General features: G+C 43.2%; 20 protein-coding genes. 4 read left to right on the top strand and 16 right to left on the bottom strand.

Annotation, left to right across the window (positions count from 1 at the left end; translation table 11 throughout):
* Both M1L62_RS17980 and M1L62_RS17975 read right to left on the bottom strand, forming a co-directional pair.
* The gene (locus M1L62_RS17980) at nucleotides 1-1,176 is read right to left on the bottom strand and encodes a glycosyltransferase family 2 protein (protein WP_254561003.1); all 1,176 of its coding nucleotides are present in this window, start codon (nucleotides 1,174-1,176) and stop codon (nucleotides 1-3) included.
* A 375-nt stretch (nucleotides 1,177-1,551) separates the two neighbouring features.
* On the bottom strand, nucleotides 1,552-2,934 hold the full coding sequence (locus tag M1L62_RS17975; protein WP_254561002.1) for a glycoside hydrolase 5 family protein: 1,383 nt from the start codon (nucleotides 2,932-2,934) through the stop codon (nucleotides 1,552-1,554).
* Nucleotides 2,935-3,279: 345 nt separating this feature from the next.
* Between M1L62_RS17975 and M1L62_RS29600 the strand changes: the two genes are divergently transcribed.
* Nucleotides 3,280-3,444 carry a hypothetical protein gene (locus M1L62_RS29600; protein ID WP_310589980.1) on the top strand — a complete coding sequence of 55 codons (165 nt, stop codon included), beginning with the start codon at nucleotides 3,280-3,282 and terminating at the stop codon, nucleotides 3,442-3,444.
* Nucleotides 3,369-4,010, top strand: a complete 642-nt coding sequence (locus M1L62_RS17970) for an SDR family oxidoreductase (RefSeq protein ID WP_310589984.1) — start codon at nucleotides 3,369-3,371, stop codon at nucleotides 4,008-4,010. The genes M1L62_RS29600 and M1L62_RS17970 overlap by 76 nt, the downstream gene beginning before the upstream one ends.
* A 199-nt stretch (nucleotides 4,011-4,209) precedes the next feature.
* On the opposite strand, the gene M1L62_RS17965 is transcribed toward M1L62_RS17970, so the two are convergent.
* The gene (locus tag M1L62_RS17965; protein ID WP_254561001.1) at nucleotides 4,210-4,398 is read right to left on the bottom strand and encodes a hypothetical protein; all 189 of its coding nucleotides are present in this window, start codon (nucleotides 4,396-4,398) and stop codon (nucleotides 4,210-4,212) included.
* 113 nt (nucleotides 4,399-4,511) lie between these two features.
* Between M1L62_RS17965 and M1L62_RS17960 the strand changes: the two genes are divergently transcribed.
* Nucleotides 4,512-5,039 (top strand): hypothetical protein, encoded by a 528-nt coding sequence (locus tag M1L62_RS17960; protein WP_254561000.1) that lies wholly within the window; start codon nucleotides 4,512-4,514, stop codon nucleotides 5,037-5,039.
* A 90-nt stretch (nucleotides 5,040-5,129) separates the two neighbouring features.
* On the opposite strand, the gene M1L62_RS17955 is transcribed toward M1L62_RS17960, so the two are convergent.
* From M1L62_RS17955 to M1L62_RS17930, 6 genes are all read right to left on the bottom strand, one after another.
* Nucleotides 5,130-5,516, bottom strand: coding sequence for a YtxH domain-containing protein (locus tag M1L62_RS17955; RefSeq protein ID WP_254560999.1), 387 nt, complete (start codon nucleotides 5,514-5,516; stop codon nucleotides 5,130-5,132).
* A 346-nt stretch (nucleotides 5,517-5,862) separates the two neighbouring features.
* Complete coding sequence (locus M1L62_RS17950; RefSeq protein WP_254560998.1) at nucleotides 5,863-6,426, bottom strand: response regulator; 564 nt, start codon at nucleotides 6,424-6,426, stop codon at nucleotides 5,863-5,865.
* A gap of 247 nt (nucleotides 6,427-6,673) precedes the next feature.
* Complete coding sequence (locus tag M1L62_RS17945) at nucleotides 6,674-7,303, bottom strand: response regulator transcription factor (RefSeq protein WP_254560997.1); 630 nt, start codon at nucleotides 7,301-7,303, stop codon at nucleotides 6,674-6,676.
* Between the two features lie 347 nt (nucleotides 7,304-7,650).
* Nucleotides 7,651-8,973 carry a T9SS type A sorting domain-containing protein gene (locus M1L62_RS17940; protein ID WP_254560996.1) on the bottom strand — a complete coding sequence of 441 codons (1,323 nt, stop codon included), beginning with the start codon at nucleotides 8,971-8,973 and terminating at the stop codon, nucleotides 7,651-7,653.
* A gap of 89 nt (nucleotides 8,974-9,062) precedes the next feature.
* Complete coding sequence (locus M1L62_RS17935; protein WP_254560995.1) at nucleotides 9,063-9,758, bottom strand: hypothetical protein; 696 nt, start codon at nucleotides 9,756-9,758, stop codon at nucleotides 9,063-9,065.
* Nucleotides 9,759-10,029: 271 nt separating this feature from the next.
* Nucleotides 10,030-11,403 (bottom strand): tail fiber domain-containing protein, encoded by a 1,374-nt coding sequence (locus M1L62_RS17930; protein WP_254560994.1) that lies wholly within the window; start codon nucleotides 11,401-11,403, stop codon nucleotides 10,030-10,032.
* Nucleotides 11,404-11,924: 521 nt separating this feature from the next.
* Between M1L62_RS17930 and M1L62_RS17925 the strand changes: the two genes are divergently transcribed.
* Nucleotides 11,925-12,566, top strand: coding sequence for a LuxR C-terminal-related transcriptional regulator (locus M1L62_RS17925; RefSeq protein ID WP_254560993.1), 642 nt, complete (start codon nucleotides 11,925-11,927; stop codon nucleotides 12,564-12,566).
* Between the two features lie 17 nt (nucleotides 12,567-12,583).
* Here the strand turns inward: M1L62_RS17925 and M1L62_RS17920 are convergent, their stop codons facing one another.
* The 7 genes from M1L62_RS17920 to M1L62_RS17890 form a co-directional block, all read right to left on the bottom strand.
* The gene (locus M1L62_RS17920; protein WP_254560992.1) at nucleotides 12,584-15,727 is read right to left on the bottom strand and encodes a sensor histidine kinase; all 3,144 of its coding nucleotides are present in this window, start codon (nucleotides 15,725-15,727) and stop codon (nucleotides 12,584-12,586) included.
* 599 nt (nucleotides 15,728-16,326) lie between these two features.
* A complete protein-coding gene (locus tag M1L62_RS17915; RefSeq protein WP_254560991.1) occupies nucleotides 16,327-16,935 on the bottom strand; it encodes a response regulator transcription factor in 609 nt (202 codons plus the stop codon).
* Nucleotides 16,936-17,162: 227 nt separating this feature from the next.
* A complete protein-coding gene (locus tag M1L62_RS17910) occupies nucleotides 17,163-17,612 on the bottom strand; it encodes a hypothetical protein (RefSeq protein ID WP_254560990.1) in 450 nt (149 codons plus the stop codon).
* 61 nt (nucleotides 17,613-17,673) lie between these two features.
* Complete coding sequence (locus M1L62_RS17905; RefSeq protein ID WP_254560989.1) at nucleotides 17,674-18,999, bottom strand: T9SS type A sorting domain-containing protein; 1,326 nt, start codon at nucleotides 18,997-18,999, stop codon at nucleotides 17,674-17,676.
* Between the two features lie 170 nt (nucleotides 19,000-19,169).
* A complete protein-coding gene (locus M1L62_RS17900; RefSeq protein ID WP_254560988.1) occupies nucleotides 19,170-19,877 on the bottom strand; it encodes a C1q-like domain-containing protein in 708 nt (235 codons plus the stop codon).
* Between the two features lie 34 nt (nucleotides 19,878-19,911).
* Nucleotides 19,912-20,580 (bottom strand): hypothetical protein, encoded by a 669-nt coding sequence (locus tag M1L62_RS17895; protein WP_254560987.1) that lies wholly within the window; start codon nucleotides 20,578-20,580, stop codon nucleotides 19,912-19,914.
* A gap of 53 nt (nucleotides 20,581-20,633) precedes the next feature.
* Nucleotides 20,634-21,518, bottom strand: coding sequence for a tail fiber domain-containing protein (locus M1L62_RS17890; protein ID WP_254560986.1), 885 nt, complete (start codon nucleotides 21,516-21,518; stop codon nucleotides 20,634-20,636).
* Nucleotides 21,519-21,594 lie beyond the last annotated feature (76 nt).

The following is a 21,594-nucleotide window of genomic DNA, read 5'->3' as shown; positions in this document are numbered from 1 at the left end:
TTAATTAGTGATACCGGCAATTGCTCGTTTCAGCTCAGGTATTACATCCACCACATTTCTGGCTGGCCACGCGGATGCCCAGTCTTCCTGATTTAACTTGTCTTCAATATTTTCCCACAATTTTCCGAAATATTGCGCGGAGCCGATCTGCTGGCAAATCCAATCATGATTTAATCCAAGTAGAGCGGAAACTTTTTCGGGTATGCCGGATCCTGGAAAATTAAAATCCTGACCAGCGTGGTTCCAAAACTCGCGAAGAATTTTACGGGCCTTTAATTTCAAAATCACTGATCCAGCCTGCTCGACCATCATCGGATGGTTACAGGTATTCATTTCTCCCCATTGTTTCAGCTGTATCGACAAGCCAAAGTCGACTTTGCCCTCAGTTCTGGCTGAGGTTAAAACCTGCACAAATGGACTGAGACGAATTTTGGCATCAACTCTGATAAGTGATTTATGAAAAGCCATGTCTTCCAGAAAAGGAATGGCCGGGAGTCGTCCGGACAAATCGTAGACACTGCAGGTGACGGCAAAGCTAGCTCCAAAGCACTGAAAATGCCGGGGCCAGGGATCATAACTTACCGGATCAAGCAAATCTTCAAGTCTTGATACCAGATGTTTGTAAGTAATATCACGCAGGTAATACAGGCGTGAAATGCTGTTATCAGGTTTGGTAAATATCCGTCCGCCAACGACATCATTGCCATTTTCAATTTCCAGCAGCGTTTGACATATCCATAAACTGCCGACTTCCGAATCGCTGTCGGTACTGGCAATGATACCGTTTTTGTTCAGCTTTGTTAAACGTCTGTATGCTGCGTCCATCAACAACCTGCGAACTGTGCCGATGTGAGCAACAGACTTGTCAAGTGTAATTTCTTCAACATGTAATGCGAAATCCGGGAATTGCAGTTGATAGTCGCGGGCAATCGATACGGATCGATCTGCACAGTTATTGGCCAGCAGCAATACCTCATAGATACTGCCTGATAAGGGTTTTCCTGAACCGTCAACCTGTAATCTGAGCGCATCGAGTGCTCTGATAAGGTTTTCTTCTTCATTTCGGACAGGAAGTATGACGGAGATTTTTAGTCCGGGATCAATGCCGCAGTTACCGAATAATGTTGAGTCTGTAAAAACTCCGGAAATTTGCTCTAAAGTGCAAGAGTCTGTCATAGAACTTGTCAATAAAATAACATTCTTAAATGTTCTGTTACAGGAATAAAATCCATGCCACCACTTTATGATTATGCGGGATATCTGTCTGGATATGATAATAATATGATCTTGTGGCTAACCATGTAAACAAAGACCAAAAAGAAATTTATTTTGGCGAAGTATTCAATAATGGATATTTGTTTGGTGTCTGAAATACGCGGTATAAAGATGGGGTGCGTATTGTTGATATTGGGGAAGGAAAATAAAGGCTGGGAGGTGCAAAGCCTTTTGCTCGGGCGCGGGCTTGGTTCAGCGTCCGGTTATAACTGGCGAGCTTGTCTGTGACAGTGGCGAGGGGTGGTATATGATAGTAGATAAGAGCTTCTGGAATACTCACGTCTGCTTGCGTACAGCGAGGGCAAGATCAGTCTCTGTACGTTGAAGCGTAATGTTTAAGTCACCCGTGTTTTTGCTCATTATTTCTGTTTTGAGTAAACCCTGTTTTGTATCCCAAAAGTGAATTTTATATGTCCCCGGATCTAAACCCGGTACCGAAACAATACTCGTTGATTGCTTTTTTTTAGATTTTCCTGGTGATGGTAACAACCAGATAACTGCCTGACTTTTATCGCTGCATCCAAAAATATGCATCATTTTCTCGTTGATTGTCAGTAGTCTGCTTATGTTCTTTCGATTGAATTTTGTCCAGTCGATAAGGACAATAAATTCGGACAAATTCCGCTGTGCTGCCCTCATTCCGGTCGTAAGCACATGCGGGTGCCGGTATGGCCACCTCATTCCACCTCCTGCCGCGCCACTGGCCAGATGAGCCCATTGGATGTGCAGAAAATACAACTCATCAAATTGCTGAGGTAATCCTTTGCGGTACCTTTTGAAATAAGTAATAGGCCCGTGTTCGCTATCCAAAAAGGGCCTCCCGTCGGGCAGATGCTCAATCGCCTGTATAACCATATCTCCCGTTGCAATGGCGGGTAAATATGTATTTTTGGGGTTGTCGATTGATGCAGCATCATAAAAATGCGTCGTAGAGAAATCAAGCAGCGGGTGCCGAAAAATCAGCGCCGTCATTTCATAGGTCTTCATTAAAGGAGCAAAAACAGAGACAGTCTGAAGGTGACTTTTCCCATACAACGTTAGCTCTGTGTTTCGGATATGGTCGCTGATCTGCTCAACGTAAGCAGCCATGTTTTCGGTTTGCTTTCCCGCATGTTTTGGATTTATTTCGTTCCATAAATCCCATCCAAACAAAGCCCCGCTCGCTCCCCATTGTCTGATGAAAAAGTCAAAACGATTTTTTGTCGCCGCAAGCATATCAGGGCATGTGAGCCACTTGAATTTACTTTCACAAGGACCGCCATTTCGCTTGTTGTAGGGATGGAACCTCCACCTTTTTGCCATCCAGAAAGTATCAAAAGGAGTTAGCAGGATTCGGATCTGATATTTTTCACAAAGCTTAAAGAGGTCATCCCAGAACCGAACCATATTAGTCTGGAAACTACCGGCTGGTTTTTCTATGTAACGATGCTCAGTCTGACAATACTCCATCATTATACGTATACATGTCACACGTTGTGACGCAAGATAGGCAAAGTGAGACTCAACCTGAGCAGTGTTTTTTCTCTGAAAAAGTCCTTCAAGGTCGGGCCAGATGATGGCATCATTCTGCCCAACAGGTGTCCAGCTTTTTCCGTTATCATCCTCAAAATAGGGAGCATGTTTGCATACGCTAATCCATGGGATTGGTTGAGTCGACATTAATCTATGGTTGGTTTATTTATCGGTAAATCATAAAAGGATGGATGGCTCTGATATTGACATGATACGCTGATCAGACTATTTTGATCACAGCGTTATGTTATTAATTATAAATGAGACCTGTGTTTAAAATCGTTCCAGTGGTCATCCGGCTTTTGCTTTGCCTACCGGCCCGACTTTATACATTGTGTTATATGCTCAGTTGGGATGCTAGTTTTTTTTTCGGAGAATTTCTATCCCTTTTTTAATCTCAATAGTTATCAAAGTGATCAATGGTATGATTTTGATTAGACAACAATCGTAGATGAGGCATTATCTGTGGAACACGTGTTAAACAAAATGTATATGAAAAAGCAAGAAAAGGATCATTTCAAAGATCAGAAAAATCCTCATACGAAATATCCCGAACCCCCATTTCCAAAACAAAGGCAGGAATATCCGGGAACGGAAGCCGCTATGATACCCAAAGCAGATCATGGCAGGAAAGTTACAAAGGGTCAGGCAGGCTAACAGGTAAAAAAGCCATCAGTACGGGAGGTGATTCAGGTATTGGCAAGGCAGTTGCTATTGCCTTTGCACGCGAAGGCGCTGATGTCCTGATCAGTTACCTGAGCAATCTTGAAGACAATGACGCACAGGACACGGCAAAGCTGGTAGAAAAAGCCGGACGGAAATGTATAGTCATACAGGGTGATATCACCAGTGAGGAGCATTGCAAAAATATTGTATCCGAAGCAGTCAGTGCCTTCGGTCAAATTGATATTCTGGTAAACAACGCTGCTTTTCAAATGGCGCGCAAATCTTTGCAGGATATTCCGTCCGACGAATGGGTTCATACATTTGCAGTTAATATCCATAGTATGTTTTACCTCTGTAAGGCTGCCGAACCATTTATGTTACCGGGCAGTTCCATTATCAACACTACTTCCGTTAATGCATATCATCCGTCCGAGGAGCTATTGCCTTACGCGGCTACTAAGGCAGCGATTCAGAATTTTACGGCTAATTTAAGTCAGATTTTGCTTAAAGGCGGTAAAGGCATAAGAGTCAATGCAGTATGTTTTTCTTGCATCTGACGAAAGTAGCTATATATCCGGTGCGACAATTCCAGCCACAGGTGGCCGCATTACGATTTGACGTTGTGTTATGTCCAGTCCTGAAATGGCATTTTCAATTAACAGGCGAGCGTGGAATAACTGATCAGGAGACATTAAACTGTACGCTGTTTTTTTAGCATATAGTTTGATATACAATCTGCCAGGTGCAGCTTTTGGATTAACGGATTCCCAGTTTTTCCTTGATCTCACTTTCTGTCCCTATAACAAAATGCTTATCTCCGCTTTTAAGGATAAGAAGACTAAACCGGAAATCGGCATCTGGTATAATTTCCTGAATCTCGCTTTTAGAAAGGCTGATTTCAACAGAATCGTCGTCTTTTGATTGAAAAATTGTGGGGATGTTCATTCTGTATAAATATGATAAGATGCTTTTTGATCATATGCAATTTTAATGCCAGCCGGCTGGAGCGTTTTTGTTAGTATATAGTTTTTTCTTACAAACAATAATCTTAAGATATTATGGCTAACACAGTGATTTCAATTTTCGAGCAGGTGGAGCAGGCAAATGAGGCTAGCAGTTATCTATTAGCTCATGGGTTTGCCCAGGCACAGGTTAACTTGAAAACAGCGTCATATAAAGGCGAGGACTCAGGTGATAACGAAACTTCGCAGGAAACCGGTTTGATGGATCATATTACATCGTTTTTTAAGGATCTTTTTGGTGCTGATCACGACGAAGTCTCTAAATATGCGGCTGCCGGCAGAAACCGAACCATCGTTACGGTACATACTGATACGAGCGAGCAGGCCGAGCAAGCTGCTGTGATACTGGATCATCACGGAGCGATTAATGTAAATGAGACCGCGGGCAGTTATTTTCCGGAAAGCGCTGAAATACTTTCTCAACAACAATTTTTAGATAACCCCGAAGTGATTGACCCGCCAAAGCAACTGTCTGATCAGGACGTTGAATATCGTCAGAGAGCATCCGATATTAAAAGCCGGATCATTGACCGATCTGTGGACAAAACACCTGATGGTTTTTAAAACATTGTACAAAATGCTGAATAGATTTATTAGTTCGGGCTAATACCTATTCAGCATTTTGTTGTGCACTACACAGACGTCCAAAAGCCATCAATGTGGTCGCAACGACTCATCGTTCCCTTTTTTGAATTTGTCAACCGTGGATTTTGTATCCTCGGCCAGCTGAATTACTTTATCCACAGCCTTTTCAGCATAGACATCTACGGAACTACTGGCCTGTTGGGCCGCTGAATCTATCCTGTCTCTTGCCGAGTTCACAACATCACCTGCTTTTTCTTTTGCCAGGTCCCATTTGTTTTTAAGGTTGTATTTTTGGTCTTCGGCAAGGCTCTTTAATTGCTGACGGATTTCCTCACCAGACTTAGGAGCCAAAAGCAGTGCCGCAACAGCTCCGATGGCAGTACCTACCAAAAGCCCGGTAATAAAACCTGGCCCACCTGATTCTTCATTTTCCGGGTCTTCATCGTTCGATCTCATAGTAGCATGATTAAGTTGATAAGCAGCTTTAAACAAAAACGTGCCAGGTCAATTGTGGGAAATCAGATTGGTGAGATTGAAAGTATATGTGGAATAGCCAAGAACGTTTATTCATTCACCAGTTGCGGTGTATCAGATATTTTTTTCTTGTAAAATCGGCCTTTCCGCACACAAACATTGCTATCGGAAATCATTCTGATTTGGGCTAGCAAACGGATAAATTGTCTAGTGATCTAATGAGGTATTCGTCTGGCAAATCGCATTAAGCTGGAATGGAGTTATCCCACACGGCTGCGATAGTGAGGAGAGGAAACCTATGCCTGTAAATCGATGATGTTTCCTACATTCATTTTTTGTAAATTTTGCTTTTTATTGTGCTGACGGCAGACGCTGCCAGAATCAACTCGCCATAAATATCTACGGTACGCTTTCTTTTGATAAGCAGCTGCACGATCTGGGATTCCCTTGTTGAGAGCTTATTGATTGTGTCCTTATCGCAAAAATCTTTTAAGATGAGATCTCTCATGCCTTCGAACACATATTTTCTACCGCTCAGAACGGTTGCAAAGGCAGACTGAAATTCTGTGTTGTTCATCTCCTTGGAAAGTACTGCGTCTGCTCCCTTCTTGATGTAGTTAATCCCGATTACCTTTTCGTCCTCATTACCCAAAAAGATGATTTTTAGGCGGGGAAGAATTTTTCGAAGCCCATCAATCTGGCCGGCGACTTTTATGTCCGAAAGGCAAATGTCGGCAATCATTAAATCATAGAAGGATTGTCTGCTTAGGGCATTTATCTGAACCCAGCTACCAGTTTCTGTAATCTCAGTGGTTGGTGAATATTCTTTTAGACTGGCGGTGATGCCCATCCTAAAGACGTCATTTTTAATCAAGAGCAATACTTTTATCATGTGGGGACTCACTTATCGTTAGTTAAAATATATTGGATTAACACTGCAAACGGATCGCAGGTGGGAGCACGGTTTCTTGATTCAGTTATGTGACGAAATCGGTATTTTTGAAGAGTTGCCCGACCAGCTTCATTTCTGGTAAGGCGTTTTGTTGAATAGCTCTTCTTTTATAGTGTTGCAGGTGTAAAACAGGGTAACAAATAGGGAAGGTTTACAAATTCGGTTATGCTTTGATAGTCGTATCTGGTCAGCGCGTAGGGGAGGCCTGAGTCTTCATCGCCCCGCCGAGTTCGGATATCGACGAGACCTGCGCTTTTTTAAGAATACTTCGTTTAATCAAATTAATATAGGCCGGGCTCCTCTCAAATGCATCTGCAATCCAGTTTACGGACTTACCTTGTAACAGAAGCTCGGCAATTACGGATTCACGTGCAGTCATTCGTGGTCGGCCGTCGAACTGAAAAAGAGAGTTTAAAATACTTCCGCTTATATCTGAACACACATAGTATTGATTATTCCGGACCGTTTTGACACAGTCGATGAACTCAGTGCCTATACTTTGTCGTAACAGATGCCCCTGAACGCCAAGCTGCACATAAGCGTTGGTAATATCCTTATGTCTTTTGTAATCATATACGATCAGGCTTGAATGGGGGAACTGCTCTTTAATGCTTTGGATCGTAAGAGCAGATTTTTTTTTGGAGCTATGATAGTTGCCAATAACAAAAAGGTCAGGCGTGTTGCCTGTATGAGCACGTATAAGATGACTTAAATCATCTGCTTCGAGTATCTTAATTCCTTTAAAATGATCATTTAATAAAATGGTCAGTCCTAATCGCATCAGGACATCTTGATCCATCAATGCAATGGTTAACATGGTGTTTACTAATTAAGGGTTTAAATTTATCTTTCTCGATAAGGTTATCAAATAGTTTCCTTGGTATTGCGTGGAAGATCGTCGTAAGCCTGAAAGTGGGTAGTGGCAATATGTGCTCTAAATCAGTCAACAGTTGTATGGAGCTAAACAGTACATGCTGACTGATATTCGAGATAAATATTATTAGGTGAGAAATATTTAGAGATATCCTTTTTTTTACCTGGCAAAAATTTCAGTCAGCAAATTAAAATGTTTTTTGTGGCGTTGACTGTGCCACAATTTTAAGATAAATGCAGGAATCTAAGCATACTGCCTTTTTAGTCTGCTTAGATTCCTGCATTTATTGGCTATTTCACCACAACTATTTTTTGGCTATTTACACTACCGTCTTTTAATGTAAGTTTTACTGTATAAATACCAGCGGACAGTTTAGAAAGGTCAACACCTGATGCTGTGAGCGCATCCCTATGAAGCACGCGTAGGCCGGTATTATTGTACAGGCCTAGCTCCGTGATCTGTTCATAGCGCGGGATCAGCATTCTGTCACTTGTAGGATTCGGATAGATGGCCATCGCTGGCTTTTGATCAACATTTACACTTCTGATTCGGCTATATGCAAAGGTTTCGTCCTTGTCAACCATTTTCAGGCGGTATAGATTTTCGCCTGCCAGGGGTGCCTGGTCTGTAAATGTGTAGCTTTTCAATTCCTTACTCTCTCCGTAAGACATTACTGTGCCAATTTTTCCAAACTTCTTACCGTCTTTGCTACGTTCTATTTCAAAGCGGTCGCTATTGGTTTCAGCAGTCGTTGACCAGCTTAAAAGGGCAGTTTCACCTTCCTTTATTACACTAAAACTAACCAAGGTAACCGGTAGTGGTGTTACACGGGCGGCAAACGTATAAGCTGTATAGGTGTCAGGCGAAATAGGGGAGACCGTGGTGATGGATCCTGCGGAAAATGCACTGGCGCCCCCCAGCACTGATACTGCGTCGATGAGAGATGGGATTGCAACCCATTTTGTCCCATCCCAGCCAGTAATAGTCAGTTTGGTTAGATTTGCGGAAGTCAGGGCGCTGATGGCACTGCCCGGATCCCACGTTAATGTCAATGGTGTTGCGCTGGTTCCATCAATATCCCAGTATTCGATTGTACTGACTGTATTGAGTTCGGTACCTATGCTTGCCGTTGTGAAGGGTGCTCCAGATGGCAGTGCTGTATAGTTGCCACTGGGCAGCATACTTGTTACTGCGGCGTTGGGATCTGTAAAAAAATAAGCACCCGTGGTGCCATCACCTGCGGCCGCAAAGGGGCCATAATGACTGTTATCCCCAACGGGAAAAACAAAAGATGTAGCGCCGAATTTTCGAACATACCCATCCACATAATTCGCATCATCTGCACCGGTGACGGTATTTGCGGCGGATCCAAAATTAAGCACACCCATCGGGCTGGTCCGAATCGTGTTGATGATGCCGGGCTGAGTACCGCCTCCGCCCGTAGAGAAGTTATGATTGCCGAAAAAAGTCATTTGTGCTCCGCCAAAAATGGTGGTGTTGCCAGAGCTGCCTTCCTGAGCCTGCGAGGTAGAGCCGGCAGTCAGTAGACCAAGGACTACTATCAGTTGCTTCCAACCGGTAGTAGGGTAGATACTTATATATGTTTTGTTCATCTTATATTCGGTTTGATAGGTTTCTTACCCAATCTTGTTTCGTCAAGATCGATCACCAGAAGAGTTCTATTATCAGAAGATTTTATTAATTATTTAGCTATCATGTTAACATCCAGATAGCTAACAACAACCTCCACATCGTTAATATTGGTATAGTATCTTAGATCTACTACATCACCGGCTATCAACTTTACAATGATATTTCCGGAAGCAACTACACCGGATCCGGCAGCAGAATTACCTATGGCAACGAGTCTCCTGTTAGCGCCGTTGACAAATAGATATTGGTATGTATTAAGCGCATGTGGCTTACCATTGGTTATGACAAGTGATGCTATCTGGTAATATCCAGTACCGTTAGCGGGAATAGTAAACGAATCTGACGTTAAGTCAAAACTTCCGTTTTTGTCCAGCGTGGAGGTTACAAAATCTGATTTTACGATACTCCCATTTGGGAGAGCCTGGATACCACCTGATTTTTCAACTGTAAATATTACGGGTGCATCGGGAGCCGTGAGGTTTTGCCAACTAGCTACTCCATTGGCATCAGATGTTAGAACCTTAGCAGTCCCTTCAGTGCCATCTTTTATCGTCACCTGTCCGGTTGTTTTATCAACACTCGTTTTCCTGCCTGCGGTTGAAGCTTCCACTTCCAGATTGTTAGCTGGATCGATCACAGTGGGATTTGTCCCTATTTTTACCTGCGCAAAAACCGCAGAAGAAGATAATAATAATCCAGCCGCAAGACTTAAACCTGCACATGATTTTGACAATAGTTGTTTCATATTTATTGTATTTAAGGATTTAAATGGAGATGTTAACTGAAACCATATGGTAATCCAGAATACAACTAGCTCCTTGTTTAGCAGCTGCCTTCTCCATTAACTATCAGGCAACCTTGATTTTTAATTGGGTTATGTTTGGTAAACCTAATTCTACTGTTGAAAGGCCAGCAAGTGGAGTGCGCTCATGAGATCATGAATGACAACCTCTGCCGTAGAATCTCAGGGCGTAATCCGGTGATCACTCTGATTAGGTCTCTGTGAGAAACGACTTTTATTTTCTTACAACGGAAGAGACATTTTCCTCTGGTGACAAACCCAGTCTTTTTTCAATGTTAGCCAACTTTGCCTCCAATTTGTCTGATTGTTCTTTGCGGGCTAAGTTCTCGGCTTTAAGCTCGTTAATCTGAACAAGTTTGGTTTGAAGTGCCAGATTCTGCGTTCTTAGTTCTTCGATTTCTTTAGCAAGCTCCTGAGTCGCACTCACATTAAGCATCGCTATGGCGTCGTAATCTACTGCGCGGAAATCTTCCACCTTTTTACCGAACACGAAGTATTCTGATTCGGGTTGGTCAATATTTATGGTGAAGCTGTTGCCTGTCACCGAGGTAACCTTTGTATATACCTCCTCATTATTTTTTGTGTACAGCCGTACCTGGTCGCCTACTATGAGTTCAGGTGCTTTGGCCAGGGTTAATGTTACAAACTTGCCCTCTATTGTTACATGCTGCGCTTTTGCATAGATATTGGGGATGTAATCGGCGGTCCGGCTGACTGCCTGCGGATAAACGCTTTCCAGTTGCTGGGCAATTACTTTTTTTACTTGCTTGTTGCCAAACCGAACTTTGTCTTTTAAAGAATAGTCCGTGATTTCAATCGACCGGAGTGTAGCCAAATCCTGAATTGTGCTGCTTTTGCCGATAATGTCTTTAATCCGTACATCAGAACTGGTAATAACACCATTTGTTGACATAAAACCATTGCCTGAGACGATGCTGCCTGCTGAATAAATGCTGATCGGTTGCGCGCCAGCCGCTGCCGGCACCAATGCACCTGATTGAATGTTGAAATAAAGATAGGCGGCACTTGAAGTGATCGACTTGGTTAATCCAACGTGAAGTGGAGCTAACGGACTCGCGACATTTATGCCGACATTACCGCTTTCCATAATCTTCAGTCCCGGGCTGGCTGGATTCACACTCCAGGGACCGATAACCATACCGGCGTCAGCGTCAATGTATGGATCGCCATCAGGAGAAAATATCAAATGTGAATCTCCCTCTTTCACCAGTCCATTATAGGCTCCGAGGGTGGCAGAGGTCTCAAAGAAGAACAGTTTGTTTCCAGGCCGGCCAAAAGCAGCAATGGTAGATCCGAACACTGGCAGAGCGGTCTCATGCACATGCAGTCTGGAAATAGGCGCACTTGTGCCTATACCTACAAATCCTTTGTCTTTTGTCACAACAGTTTTCGTTCCACTGCCGTCTTCAATCTCTAAATTTTGATTGGCGCCGATTATGGTCGGATTACTCCCGATTTTAACCTGGGCGAAAACAGAGGATGAGGTGAGCATGAAGCCTAAGGCAATCATACCCGATAAATAGGTTTTTGCTGCCATTGCTGGCGTGAGTAGTTGTTTTGCTTTCATTGGAATACAATTTAAAGATAGAGAAATGGAAATAAGCTGCATGAAGAAGTATACAGGCTTAAAAATTAGCCAGGTATATATCTGTCAATAATTAATCAGTTGCATTTTTGTATGCTTCCCGGCAGCGGATGTTTGCACGAATGCATTAAACGCCTATGTGTAAACGTTTAAGTTGGATTTGTATCCGCGGTAAGAAATCTGAGTCTGCGACGATGCCATGTAGTTATGTAGCGATGGGCTCAAATTGGTAATGGGGGGCAGAGTAAATTTTAAATCATATTAAAAAAGGTTAGAAATGAAACGGTATATTTTGCTATCATGATGAAACAAAGCTATCGCATTGTTTTGGTAGATTGGTAGTATTTATTCATACTGTAACTAGTAATGTTACTAACGATTGTCTATTCAAACAAAACTATTACTACATCAGGATTGCGTTTTTAGCAACATTCTTACTGGTGAGTTTAGAGTAATAAGTTTTATCTTGCCTTTAAATTAGTTCTGTATTTTTTTCTGTTTTTATGTATAAGGTTTTAATCATTGAAGATCACGAGGTTGTGGCCCGTTCAGTTGCGATGATTGTGGAAGACCTTTTCTCAGGCTCGGTCGTTTCCTTGGTAAGTACTTTTGGACAGGGAACTGATTTATTGCAACCCGCATATAAATTTGACTTAATTATCCTGGATATTGATATTCCCGGAGGAGAATTTTACGGGATGATTGGCAGCCTCAGGGCCTTACAGCCGGATGTACGCATACTTGTCTTTACGGGTCAGCTCGAAGAGAAACATGCACTGGGCTTTCTAAGTGCCGGAGCAAACGGATTTCTTTCTAAGAATTCCCCAATGAATCAGATCGGTATTGCTATCAGGCAAGTCCTAAATGACAAAAAGTATATGACCGAACAGGTTCAGCAACAAGTGGCCGACAGCTTTTTCAATAAGGTACTTGGTAAAACGCATACTGAACCTGCTACATTGTCACCGCGTGAAATGGAAGTGCTGGACTTGTTGATGCAAGGTAAGTGGGTTAAGGAAATCGCGCTTGAACTGAATCTGAAGCTTACCACAGTAAGTACGCATAAAACCAGGATCTTTGAAAAGATGCAGGTCAGCAATATTATCGAGCTTTACAAAAAGGTGCAGGTAAGTAAAGGCGTGTGATGGCTGTATACTTTTAATTACTCCATATTAAAAATCAGACGGAATACCGTTCCCGATCGTATTTCTACAAGAATTTCAATAGACAGAATTGCAGCAATCTCTTTGATCATGATAAGTCCGAGCCCTTTTGAACTTGCAGGCATGTCCGGATCATTGTTACCTTTGCCGTCAGCTTGGTTCAGCCATCTTAATAAGTCCACCGGTAACCCTTGACCGCTATCTGCAAAAATCAGATGAAGTCTACCTTGATTTTGTTCAGTGTAAATTCTGATAAGTCCGTTGGTTGTAAACTTATTGGCGTTGTCAATAATATTGTGGATTATGATCGGCAGCAAATGGTCGCTCGAAAACACAGAAACATTTTCAGCGATTTCATTAGATAACTTATTTTTCTGGTTTTGGATCGCAGGTGTAAATAGGTCAGTTTTCTGGTTTATCAGATCTTTTAACATTACCTCGCCAAACGGAATGCGTTCTGCTTTGTATTGGGTTTTTATATAGCTAATCGTGTTTTCAAGTAATAACCTGATACGTTTGGCCGAAACAGCGACGTCTTTGCCGACTAAAGATGCCTGCTGGTAATTTTGCTGACCAATCATAGGCTCGATTCGTTCGGCAGCAGATGCCAGAAAGGACATTGGCGTCATGATATCATGGCTCATCGATGCGACAAGGCGGGACCTGATCGTTAACTGTCTGGTTAGCTCTTTTTCAGATTGTTGAAGATCTGACAGGGCGTTTTCCAGTTTTTGGGTTCGGTCTTTAATTTTGATTTCAAGTGCCTGGTTGCTTTTTTCCAGATATCGCGTTCTCAGCCTGACTAAGACATATACAGCTGCTGCAAAAACGGTTAGCATTATCAGACGAAAAATCCAGGTTTCGTACCAAAGTTTTGGGACGATGACCGGTAATTTTATGATACAACTATTGTTTGCTCCGAAACCGCTGACCCGTTTGACCAATAGTGTGTAATGTCCAGAGGCAAGGCTTGAAAAGTATATGCTTAACTGGTCGCTGTCGACAGGATTCCAATCCGGAACTACACTAGCTGAACCTTCACCAACCATAGCCCAGTAAAAATTTAGATTGTCGGGATGTCCAAAGTAAGGAGTTGAAAAATCAAACCGGATTGCTTGCGCGTTAACCGGCAAATTGACTGGCCCGGCAGTACCGGGAAATGACTTCTTGTTATAGGTTATCTTATCAAAATAAATTTTACCGTTGTTGGCAGCTTGCTGAATTGTTTCAGGTACAAACCAAACGAGCCCATTCAGAGAGGGAAGAGAAACATAACCGCCTTCCACCCTCAATGCGCACGGCTGACAGCCTCCATTGAATTCGTTTATTAAAAAACCGGCATTTTTATCATAGTACTCGTATAAAAATTCATTACGATTCACCTCTGAGATATTTCCGGCGTTGTAGGCCGCTGCATAAGTTAGCAGGTCACTTTTCTTCGCACGGAACAAACCTTTGTTTGTCGTTATCCAGAAGAAACCATTCCTGTCTTCAAACAGGCAGTGAGAAGCGGTTAGGTATTTATGCTTATCCAAAGGGAAAATAACAAGTCTGTTCCTGGAAAAAAGCATAATTCCTTTATCCTGAGCAGTTATCCATATTTGTCCGGGCTCTGCAGTATAAATACTTTTTATGAACATGCTTTGGGTTCCTTCTACAAGCACAGCCTTTTTGGTGATTAAATCTACCGTATACAGTCCATGTTCGGTACCAACAAGTAACTTTTGCCCGGTCATGGACGTAATAAAGGATATGTCGTCAAGTTTCCCGAGCAAGAAGGGCTTAGGTGAGGGATTTTCTTCGAGTATATTTATCCGAAATAAACCCAGATTTTTTAATCCGAGCCAGATCGCACCGTCCGGAGCCGAATAGATTGTTTTTATTTCATCATGTAAATCCCATTGATTGAGTTGCTTGTCGCCTTCCGGATTATACCGGCTTATGTACTGGTAATTTTTCACCCAGTGCATTCCTTTCTTGTCTGTTAAAATACCACGGTTATCTTTATCGTTTTCCTGAAGTTTTCCACTTAACCGTTTGATCTGGGTGCTGCCGTCTGCCTGTTTTTTTACGATAAAACCACGTGGTACCAAAACGGCATCCTTTCCGTAAGTTGTCTGCGCATAAAAAACGTTTTCGATTTGATTATCCGTAGAGGTTGTCAGTGTTTGGAAGGGTTGTCCGCGTAGAACATACAAGCCTTGGGTTACACTGCCGAGAAAAAGCGCCTGATCGGTTTTGTTAAAGTATATTGTTTGAATATTAAGCGTCTTGAAATCGAATCCTTTGACAACAAGTTCAGTAGCCATCGTTTTGTCCTTGCCGGCGCTCAGTAAATAAAGGTTTTTGTTTAAGTATAAAAAGACCTGATCATTGATACTGTTCCAGTAGATTTGAATGCTGCTTTTACCAGCCGTGTAAGATGGATCCGTCAGAATATCACCGTCGAGCGGGTAGTTTTCCGCCTTGGGTGCATCTATTCTGGCGATTTTTCCGGATCCGTGGTTGTAATACAGCTTTTGTTGCAGGAGAAAATAATTAGCAGGAAACCCGTTTTTGAATGAGTAGGTGATTTTCTTGTGCCCTTTTTCGTAAAGCTTGGCCCCGGAGCTATCACACATGTAATAACTGTCTTGTTTACCGGCAACAGGTATTATGTAATTAGCAATAAAAGGGACAGTTTGGACGATAGGAAGGCCGGATGTAACAAACGTGATTCCACTTGATGTTTTATACGAACGGAGCCTTTTAATCTTCTCGAAATAAAACGAATCGACGACAGCCCTGCCATCAGCCACTTTTACATAGTCCGCTTCGTCGGTAGTAGCGTAAAATTTTCCATGGTTTTCTTTCGAGCCCATATTTTCCATAGATGGAAACAGTGCATAAAATCTGTTGTCTTTTAGCGGCAGATTTAGTTTGTTATACGTGTAAAAATGCTGTCCATCAAATCGGACGATCCCGCTTTCGGTAACAAACCAGACAAAACCCTGTTGGTCAGCCGCAATACCTTTTACACTGTTCTGAGGAAGACCATTTTCATCGCTGTAATGGTTGACGGTATAGTGACCCTGGGCTAGTTGCGCAAGACAGCAGGAAATCTGAAGACTAAACAACCCAACGAAAAATAATCTTATCAGCATACTTAACTCAATCAATCAAATGGCATTGTCAGCCGTTCCGGCTGGTCAATCCACAGCTTTGTCGCAAAGTAAGTGATTCAGTTGTCAAATAGTATGATTATTGAAAAACTTTAACGGTGATATCCATGATCTTCTGTTGAATCGTGCGATGAAAATCTTCCTGTCTTCGATAAGCAGATCATGCTCTGGCGGAGCAATGTATATAACTGTCCGTTTAGTCTCTTCCGCATCTTGCGGATATAAGGCTGGTAGCTTACCGCAGCCTCAAAGCATTTGCGGCGGATCGCCCACATGGTCCGCAACAGGGTGCTGAACGATGAAACGTGCACAGGAATGTCGCTGTGAAATTATTTTGTTCTTTCTTTATAACGCGTGCAGGGCCCCGGCAGAAGAACCCCTGATTTGTTAATTCATGGTTAAATAATTTGTGTTCCACAACCTTGGATTTTACAAAGTGTATACCCTCATATTGATCCGATTTTTTAGTTGTTCAAAAACTAGTAAGTGAGGTAAGCAAGCTTGAGAGATATGTTCTAACTTGTACGTCTGCAAAGAGAAATTCCCGAAATCGCATTCAGCGACACAAATTATAAACGCAGTTATTGAACAGCCAACTTGGATATCAGCTCTATAACATTTGTTACTTTCATTTTTCTATAAACACTGGTTTTCATCGTGCTAACTGTGGAGGGGGCTAAATTGAGCTTGCAACATATCTCCGAAGTTCGCAAACCTTTGATAAGGAATTCTGATACCTGAGCTTCTCTGGGTGAAAGGATGCTTATCTGGTTCATACCTGAAATTTCATTTAGTATTGCGTTATTTATGCTTTCGGATGCATACGTAGCACCATTTAACACGGCCTTGAATGCCTTATGAAATTCTTCCTTTGACATTTTTCTGGACAGAAGCCCGTTGACACCTTTTTTGAGATAATGGATGGCTGCTGGTTTGTCATTATCCATAATTAGGATAATTTTTAACTTTGGATACAGATCACGTACTTTTCTTAGACAGCTAAGATTATTTTCTGATTGGAGATCCATGTCTGCGATTAACAATCGAAAATCTGATTGTCTGAGGTTCGAGCTGGCATCTGACCATCTCGTAGCTTCAACAATCAGTTCTGATCGTGAGATTTCTTTTATCGCAGCAGAAATTCCCGCACGAAAAAAATCATTTTTTATTAAAACCAACGTCTTTCTCATAAATGTTAATTAGGATAGGTAGATTATCAGTTTTTGTGTCACTATTTTCTCCTTACCGTTTTTCTTGTTTAGGTTTTTTCTGATTCGTTTGATAGTGTTGCATGTGTAAAACATGGGTAATGAGTTTAAACTGCCAGGACAACCAAGATTAATAAAAAAGATCATGTTCGTAAAGTCCGTAGCATAGGCAGGCCCCGGTCTGCATTCATTCATCTAATTATGATCAATTACTTCTTGACGGGTATTACTCTTTTTTCGGTCCAGGCATTTATTATACTCTGGCTTGTGTCTTCGCACATATACATCTCTCCCTTCAAAACGCAAGCCAGACAAGTGCTCAGTTCATCCTTCACGCGGGGTTTTGAAATAAATCCAACACTACGCTGCTGAGAAAAAGTGAGCATTGATTCCAGCGAAAACCTTTCATAAAAAACAATAAGGAGGCTACCCGGATGGGTTTCGAATATGATTTTTCTCAAATAGAAGATATCTATATCTGGTTTTTCATACAGTCCAAGGATAAACAGGTCAATTTTTAGTTCCGTTATTAAACCGTCTAATTCCGTTTTTGAGCTTGCCAGATGAGTTTCGGCTGTTTTTTTTAATGCATTATTCAGAAGCGCCTGTATTCCGATACAGACGAGTGGGTTTTGATCAATTATCAATATGCTGAGCATCTTTGCAAATTTGAACTGTAAAGCCCAGGCCGAAATATCGGCTTGGGCTTTATGTGTAATCTTATCTTGTAACGGCTACTTTGTGTGTGCTGATGGTGCCATCAAACAGGGTCAAGGTCACGATGTAAATCCCTGGTTTCAGGTTACTCACATCAACTCCCTCGCTGGACACCTTTTCTTTCTGCAATAGTTTTGTTCCCGATGTATTGTTCAGGCTCATCTGTTTGACTTTGGCATAATTGCTGATCAGAAGCTTGTCGATTACCGGGTTAGGGTAGGTTGTGATTTCTGCGCCAGTCTCAAAAGTTACATTGCGTATTTTGCTGTATGCAAAGGTTTCGTCCTTGTCTACCATTTTCAGCCGGTACAGGTTTTCTCCGCGTGCGGGGTTTGCATCAACAAAGGAGTAGCTGCGAAGCACTTTGCTTTCGCCATAAGAAGCTACTATTCCAATCCTGTTCCAGTTTTTACCATTCAGACTATGTTCCACTTCAAAACGGTCGCTGTTTGCCTCCGCGGTGGTGGTCCAGGTCAAAAGTGCAGTGCTGTTTTCTGCCGTGGCTTTAAAACTGGTCAGGGTAACAGGCAGGGGAGCATTCAGAGAGCCGAACGTATAGGCGGTATAGGTATTGGGAGTAATTGTCGCGGTGGTGGTGATCGATCCGGCCGGCAAATCACTGCTGCCACCCAAAACGGATGTGACATCCACTTTGGAAGCAATGGCCACCCACTGGGTTCCGTTCCAGCCAACGATCGTTAGCTTGGTGAGCTGGCTGCCTGTTAATCCGGCAATATTACTGCCTGCATCCCAGGTTAAGGTGAGTGGGGTAGTGCTGCTTCCGTCCACATCCCAGTATTCTACCGTGCTGACAACGTCAACATTGGCGCCTGTGCTGGTTGTAGCAAACGGTCCGCCCGAGGGAAGCGCCGTGTAGTTAGTCCCGGTAAAAAGATTACTGGTCACAGCTGTATTGGGATCTGAATGGAAATAAGCTCCCATTGTGCCGTCGCCCGAAGCTGCAAACTGGCCCAGGTTGCCATTGTCCCCCACAGGGAAGATAAATTGCCCGGTTCCGTATTTTCGGACATAACCATCTACATATCCTGCGTCTGATGCATTGGTAGAAACCAGATTGGTGCCTGAAAAGTTAAGGACGCCGAAGCTGCCTGCTGCACGCTCGGTCAGGATCACACCCGGCTGGGCTCCGCCTCCACCCGTTGCAAAGTTGTGGTCGGCAAAGAAAGTCATCTCTGCACCACCAAAAATGGTAGTGTTACCCTGGCTGCCTTCCTGGGCACGGGCTAAGGGGGAAGTCAGAATCAGCATAGCAGAAATCGTTGCCGCCGTCCAATTCTTCCTGGGTGAATTGATGTAGTTTAGTTTCATTATTCCGTTGTGTTTAATTTGATGCATAAGAACTCTCAGATCCGGTTTGCACAGTATCAATCGCCAGCAAGCCGACTTTACATTCGGTTATTAATCAGCCTACATTCAACTTCCAGCTAAGAGCAGCATGTCTTTGATAGGCAGGGCCGAGACCATAGGCTGATCAATGGCTAATTCGAGATTTTGTAAGCATAAAAGGCTGATACTGCAACCGCAAAGGTAGGACCTGAGGAAACATTTGCACCAGCTCGTAACGTTACCGTATCGCCAGCATTCAATTTCACGAGATTTGAGATAGCGGTACTTGTGAAAACGGCGTTTGGAAATGCACATCCCTGCGTGATAGAAGTACTGTTGACAAAAAGCTGTAAACAAGTCCGAACCAAATTGGGGACTCCAGGGACGAGAGAGTTGTCAAATTGTGTTGATCCGAACAATACGTAGTGCCCCGTAACTGGTGTCACAAAGGTTCCGGTCGAAGGAGTAAATGAGTTGGTAGGATCAGTCGTTTCCCCCGGGAACGTGATCGTTCCAAACAGCTGCGCATTTGGTGACTGCGGAAAATTTTCCCGACCACCCTGTGAAGCGGCAAATGCGGTAAGGGTCACACTTTGCCAGCTTCCACCACCAACAGCATCAGAGGTGAAAATTTTCCCTGCTCCTTCGGTGCCATCCGCGATACTTACCTGCCCCGTTGTTTTGTCTACTTTCATCTTGCGTCCGGGCGTAGACGCTTCCACTTCCAGGTTAGAATTAGGCTCAATGGTTGTGGGATTCGTTCCGATTTTCACTTGTGCAAAAACGCCCTGTGAAGCAAGGACCATTGTCACTCCAAGCATCATTTTGCAAAATGTATTTAGTCGTATTGTTTTCATCATGAATAGTGGTTTCATTTATTTTTGTAGATACCTGTTAGAATGGGCCGATGGCGAAGGTTTCAAGAAATTGCAGCCCACCAGTAAAATAACCGGTGTAAAACCAGAAATAAAGTGTTTGCGGGCTTGCCACCGTAACCCTGAACGATGGCGTTGTATGCTGTATGTTTGTGCCAACAACTACCCATTCTGCTGCTATGCCTGCCTCGCTATACGTTGAAGAACTGGTTGACAAAGCCGTATTAATAAAAGCATGATTTGCGATAGGAGAAGTTGTGGTAGGAGAACCCAATATTATCCACCTGGCAGTAACCATATAGGTGCCCGCCCGTGGGAAGGTGATGGACCCACCTGAATAGGTTTGCCCCACAGAAGCATTTGCCACGGTTACCTGGCTTCCATTAGTACCATTGACCATCGCTCCAGACAAAGGATTTTGCCAACTCGTCCCGCCAACAGCATCCGAAGTCAATACCTTCCCGGCCCCCTCGGTTCCGTCGGTGATGGTAACCTGGCCAGTTGTTTTGTCAATTTTGGTCTTGCGCCCGGGTGTAGAGGCCTCCACTTCCAGGTTGGAGTTAGGCTCAATGGTTGTCGGATTCGTGCCTATTTTCACCTGGGCGAAAACGTTGGAGGAGCCAAGCAGCATCGCCACCGCAAGCATAACTGGGTAAAATATTCTAGGCAATAGCTTTTTTGTTTTCATGATTAATAATGATTTTTTCATAATTAATAAGGGAGTGACTGATAGTTGTTTTCTTATTTGCTCACGGAATTTGCGTGTTCCGTGGAGCTCAATATCCGTTCCACCCGGCTGATACGGTCGTTAAGTTCTGAGAGAGAAGTCGCTTTTCGTGTCAATTCTGCGCTTAGTTGTGCTTTTTCCTTTTCCAGTGACTCCACTTTCTCGTTCAGCTCCTGTACCGATTTGACTAGCATCGGAACCAGCTTGCTGTAATCTACCTGCCATGGGTTAGCCTTTGCATCAGCGCCGCCTACTGTAACGGCTTGCGGATAAACTTTGTGTAGTTCTTGCGCCAATACACCGGTAGAAAGCTTTTTTTTGGAATCTGCTTTGAAGTTATAATCGTATACTTTGACCGTTTTCAGCGCTTCCAGCCCAAATTTGGTGGCGTGAATGTTTTCTTTTAGGCGCTGATCTGATGTGGTGTTGTATTGCACACTTGTAGTGGTGTGGGTAATAGTGCCTACTCCATTGCCACCAACCGAAAAATTTATCATTTCGCCCACTGTGGCATTGGCTGGTTTGGAAATGTGCAGCGGAGAAACGCTTCCTGCACGCTGTATGCCTACCCAAACATCACCTCCCGGGTTAGTATATACTTCAAAACCATTAACGTTCGATGTGCCGTTCCAGATGTCGCCGGTCTGTGTGCCGGTGGTAGCCAGGGCCTTTATGTTTCCCCGTACATCCAAATGGGCCTGGGGGGCTACCGTGTTAATACCAACGGCACCGGACTGCATCACCACTGTATGCGTGTTATTGCCAGCCTCTACATCCAGATTGGCTCCAGATGTGATTGTGGTCGGATTTGCTCCTATCTTTACCTGGGCAAAGGAACCATTCGTCAGGACGGTAGCAGCGACAAAAAACGTAATAGATAATAGCCGTTTCGTTTTCATAATAGTTTGTGTTAAAATGTTTGATTCTTTGGTTATGATGGTAATTCTTTTAAATCGTACCGATGGAAGCTTTTTC

The organism is Dyadobacter diqingensis, from assembly GCF_024220585.1.
Taxonomy (GTDB): Bacteria; Bacteroidota; Bacteroidia; order Cytophagales; family Spirosomataceae; genus Dyadobacter; species Dyadobacter diqingensis.
The sequence above is the reverse complement of the archived record's forward strand: the minus strand, read 5'-3'. Positions and strand labels throughout refer to the sequence as shown.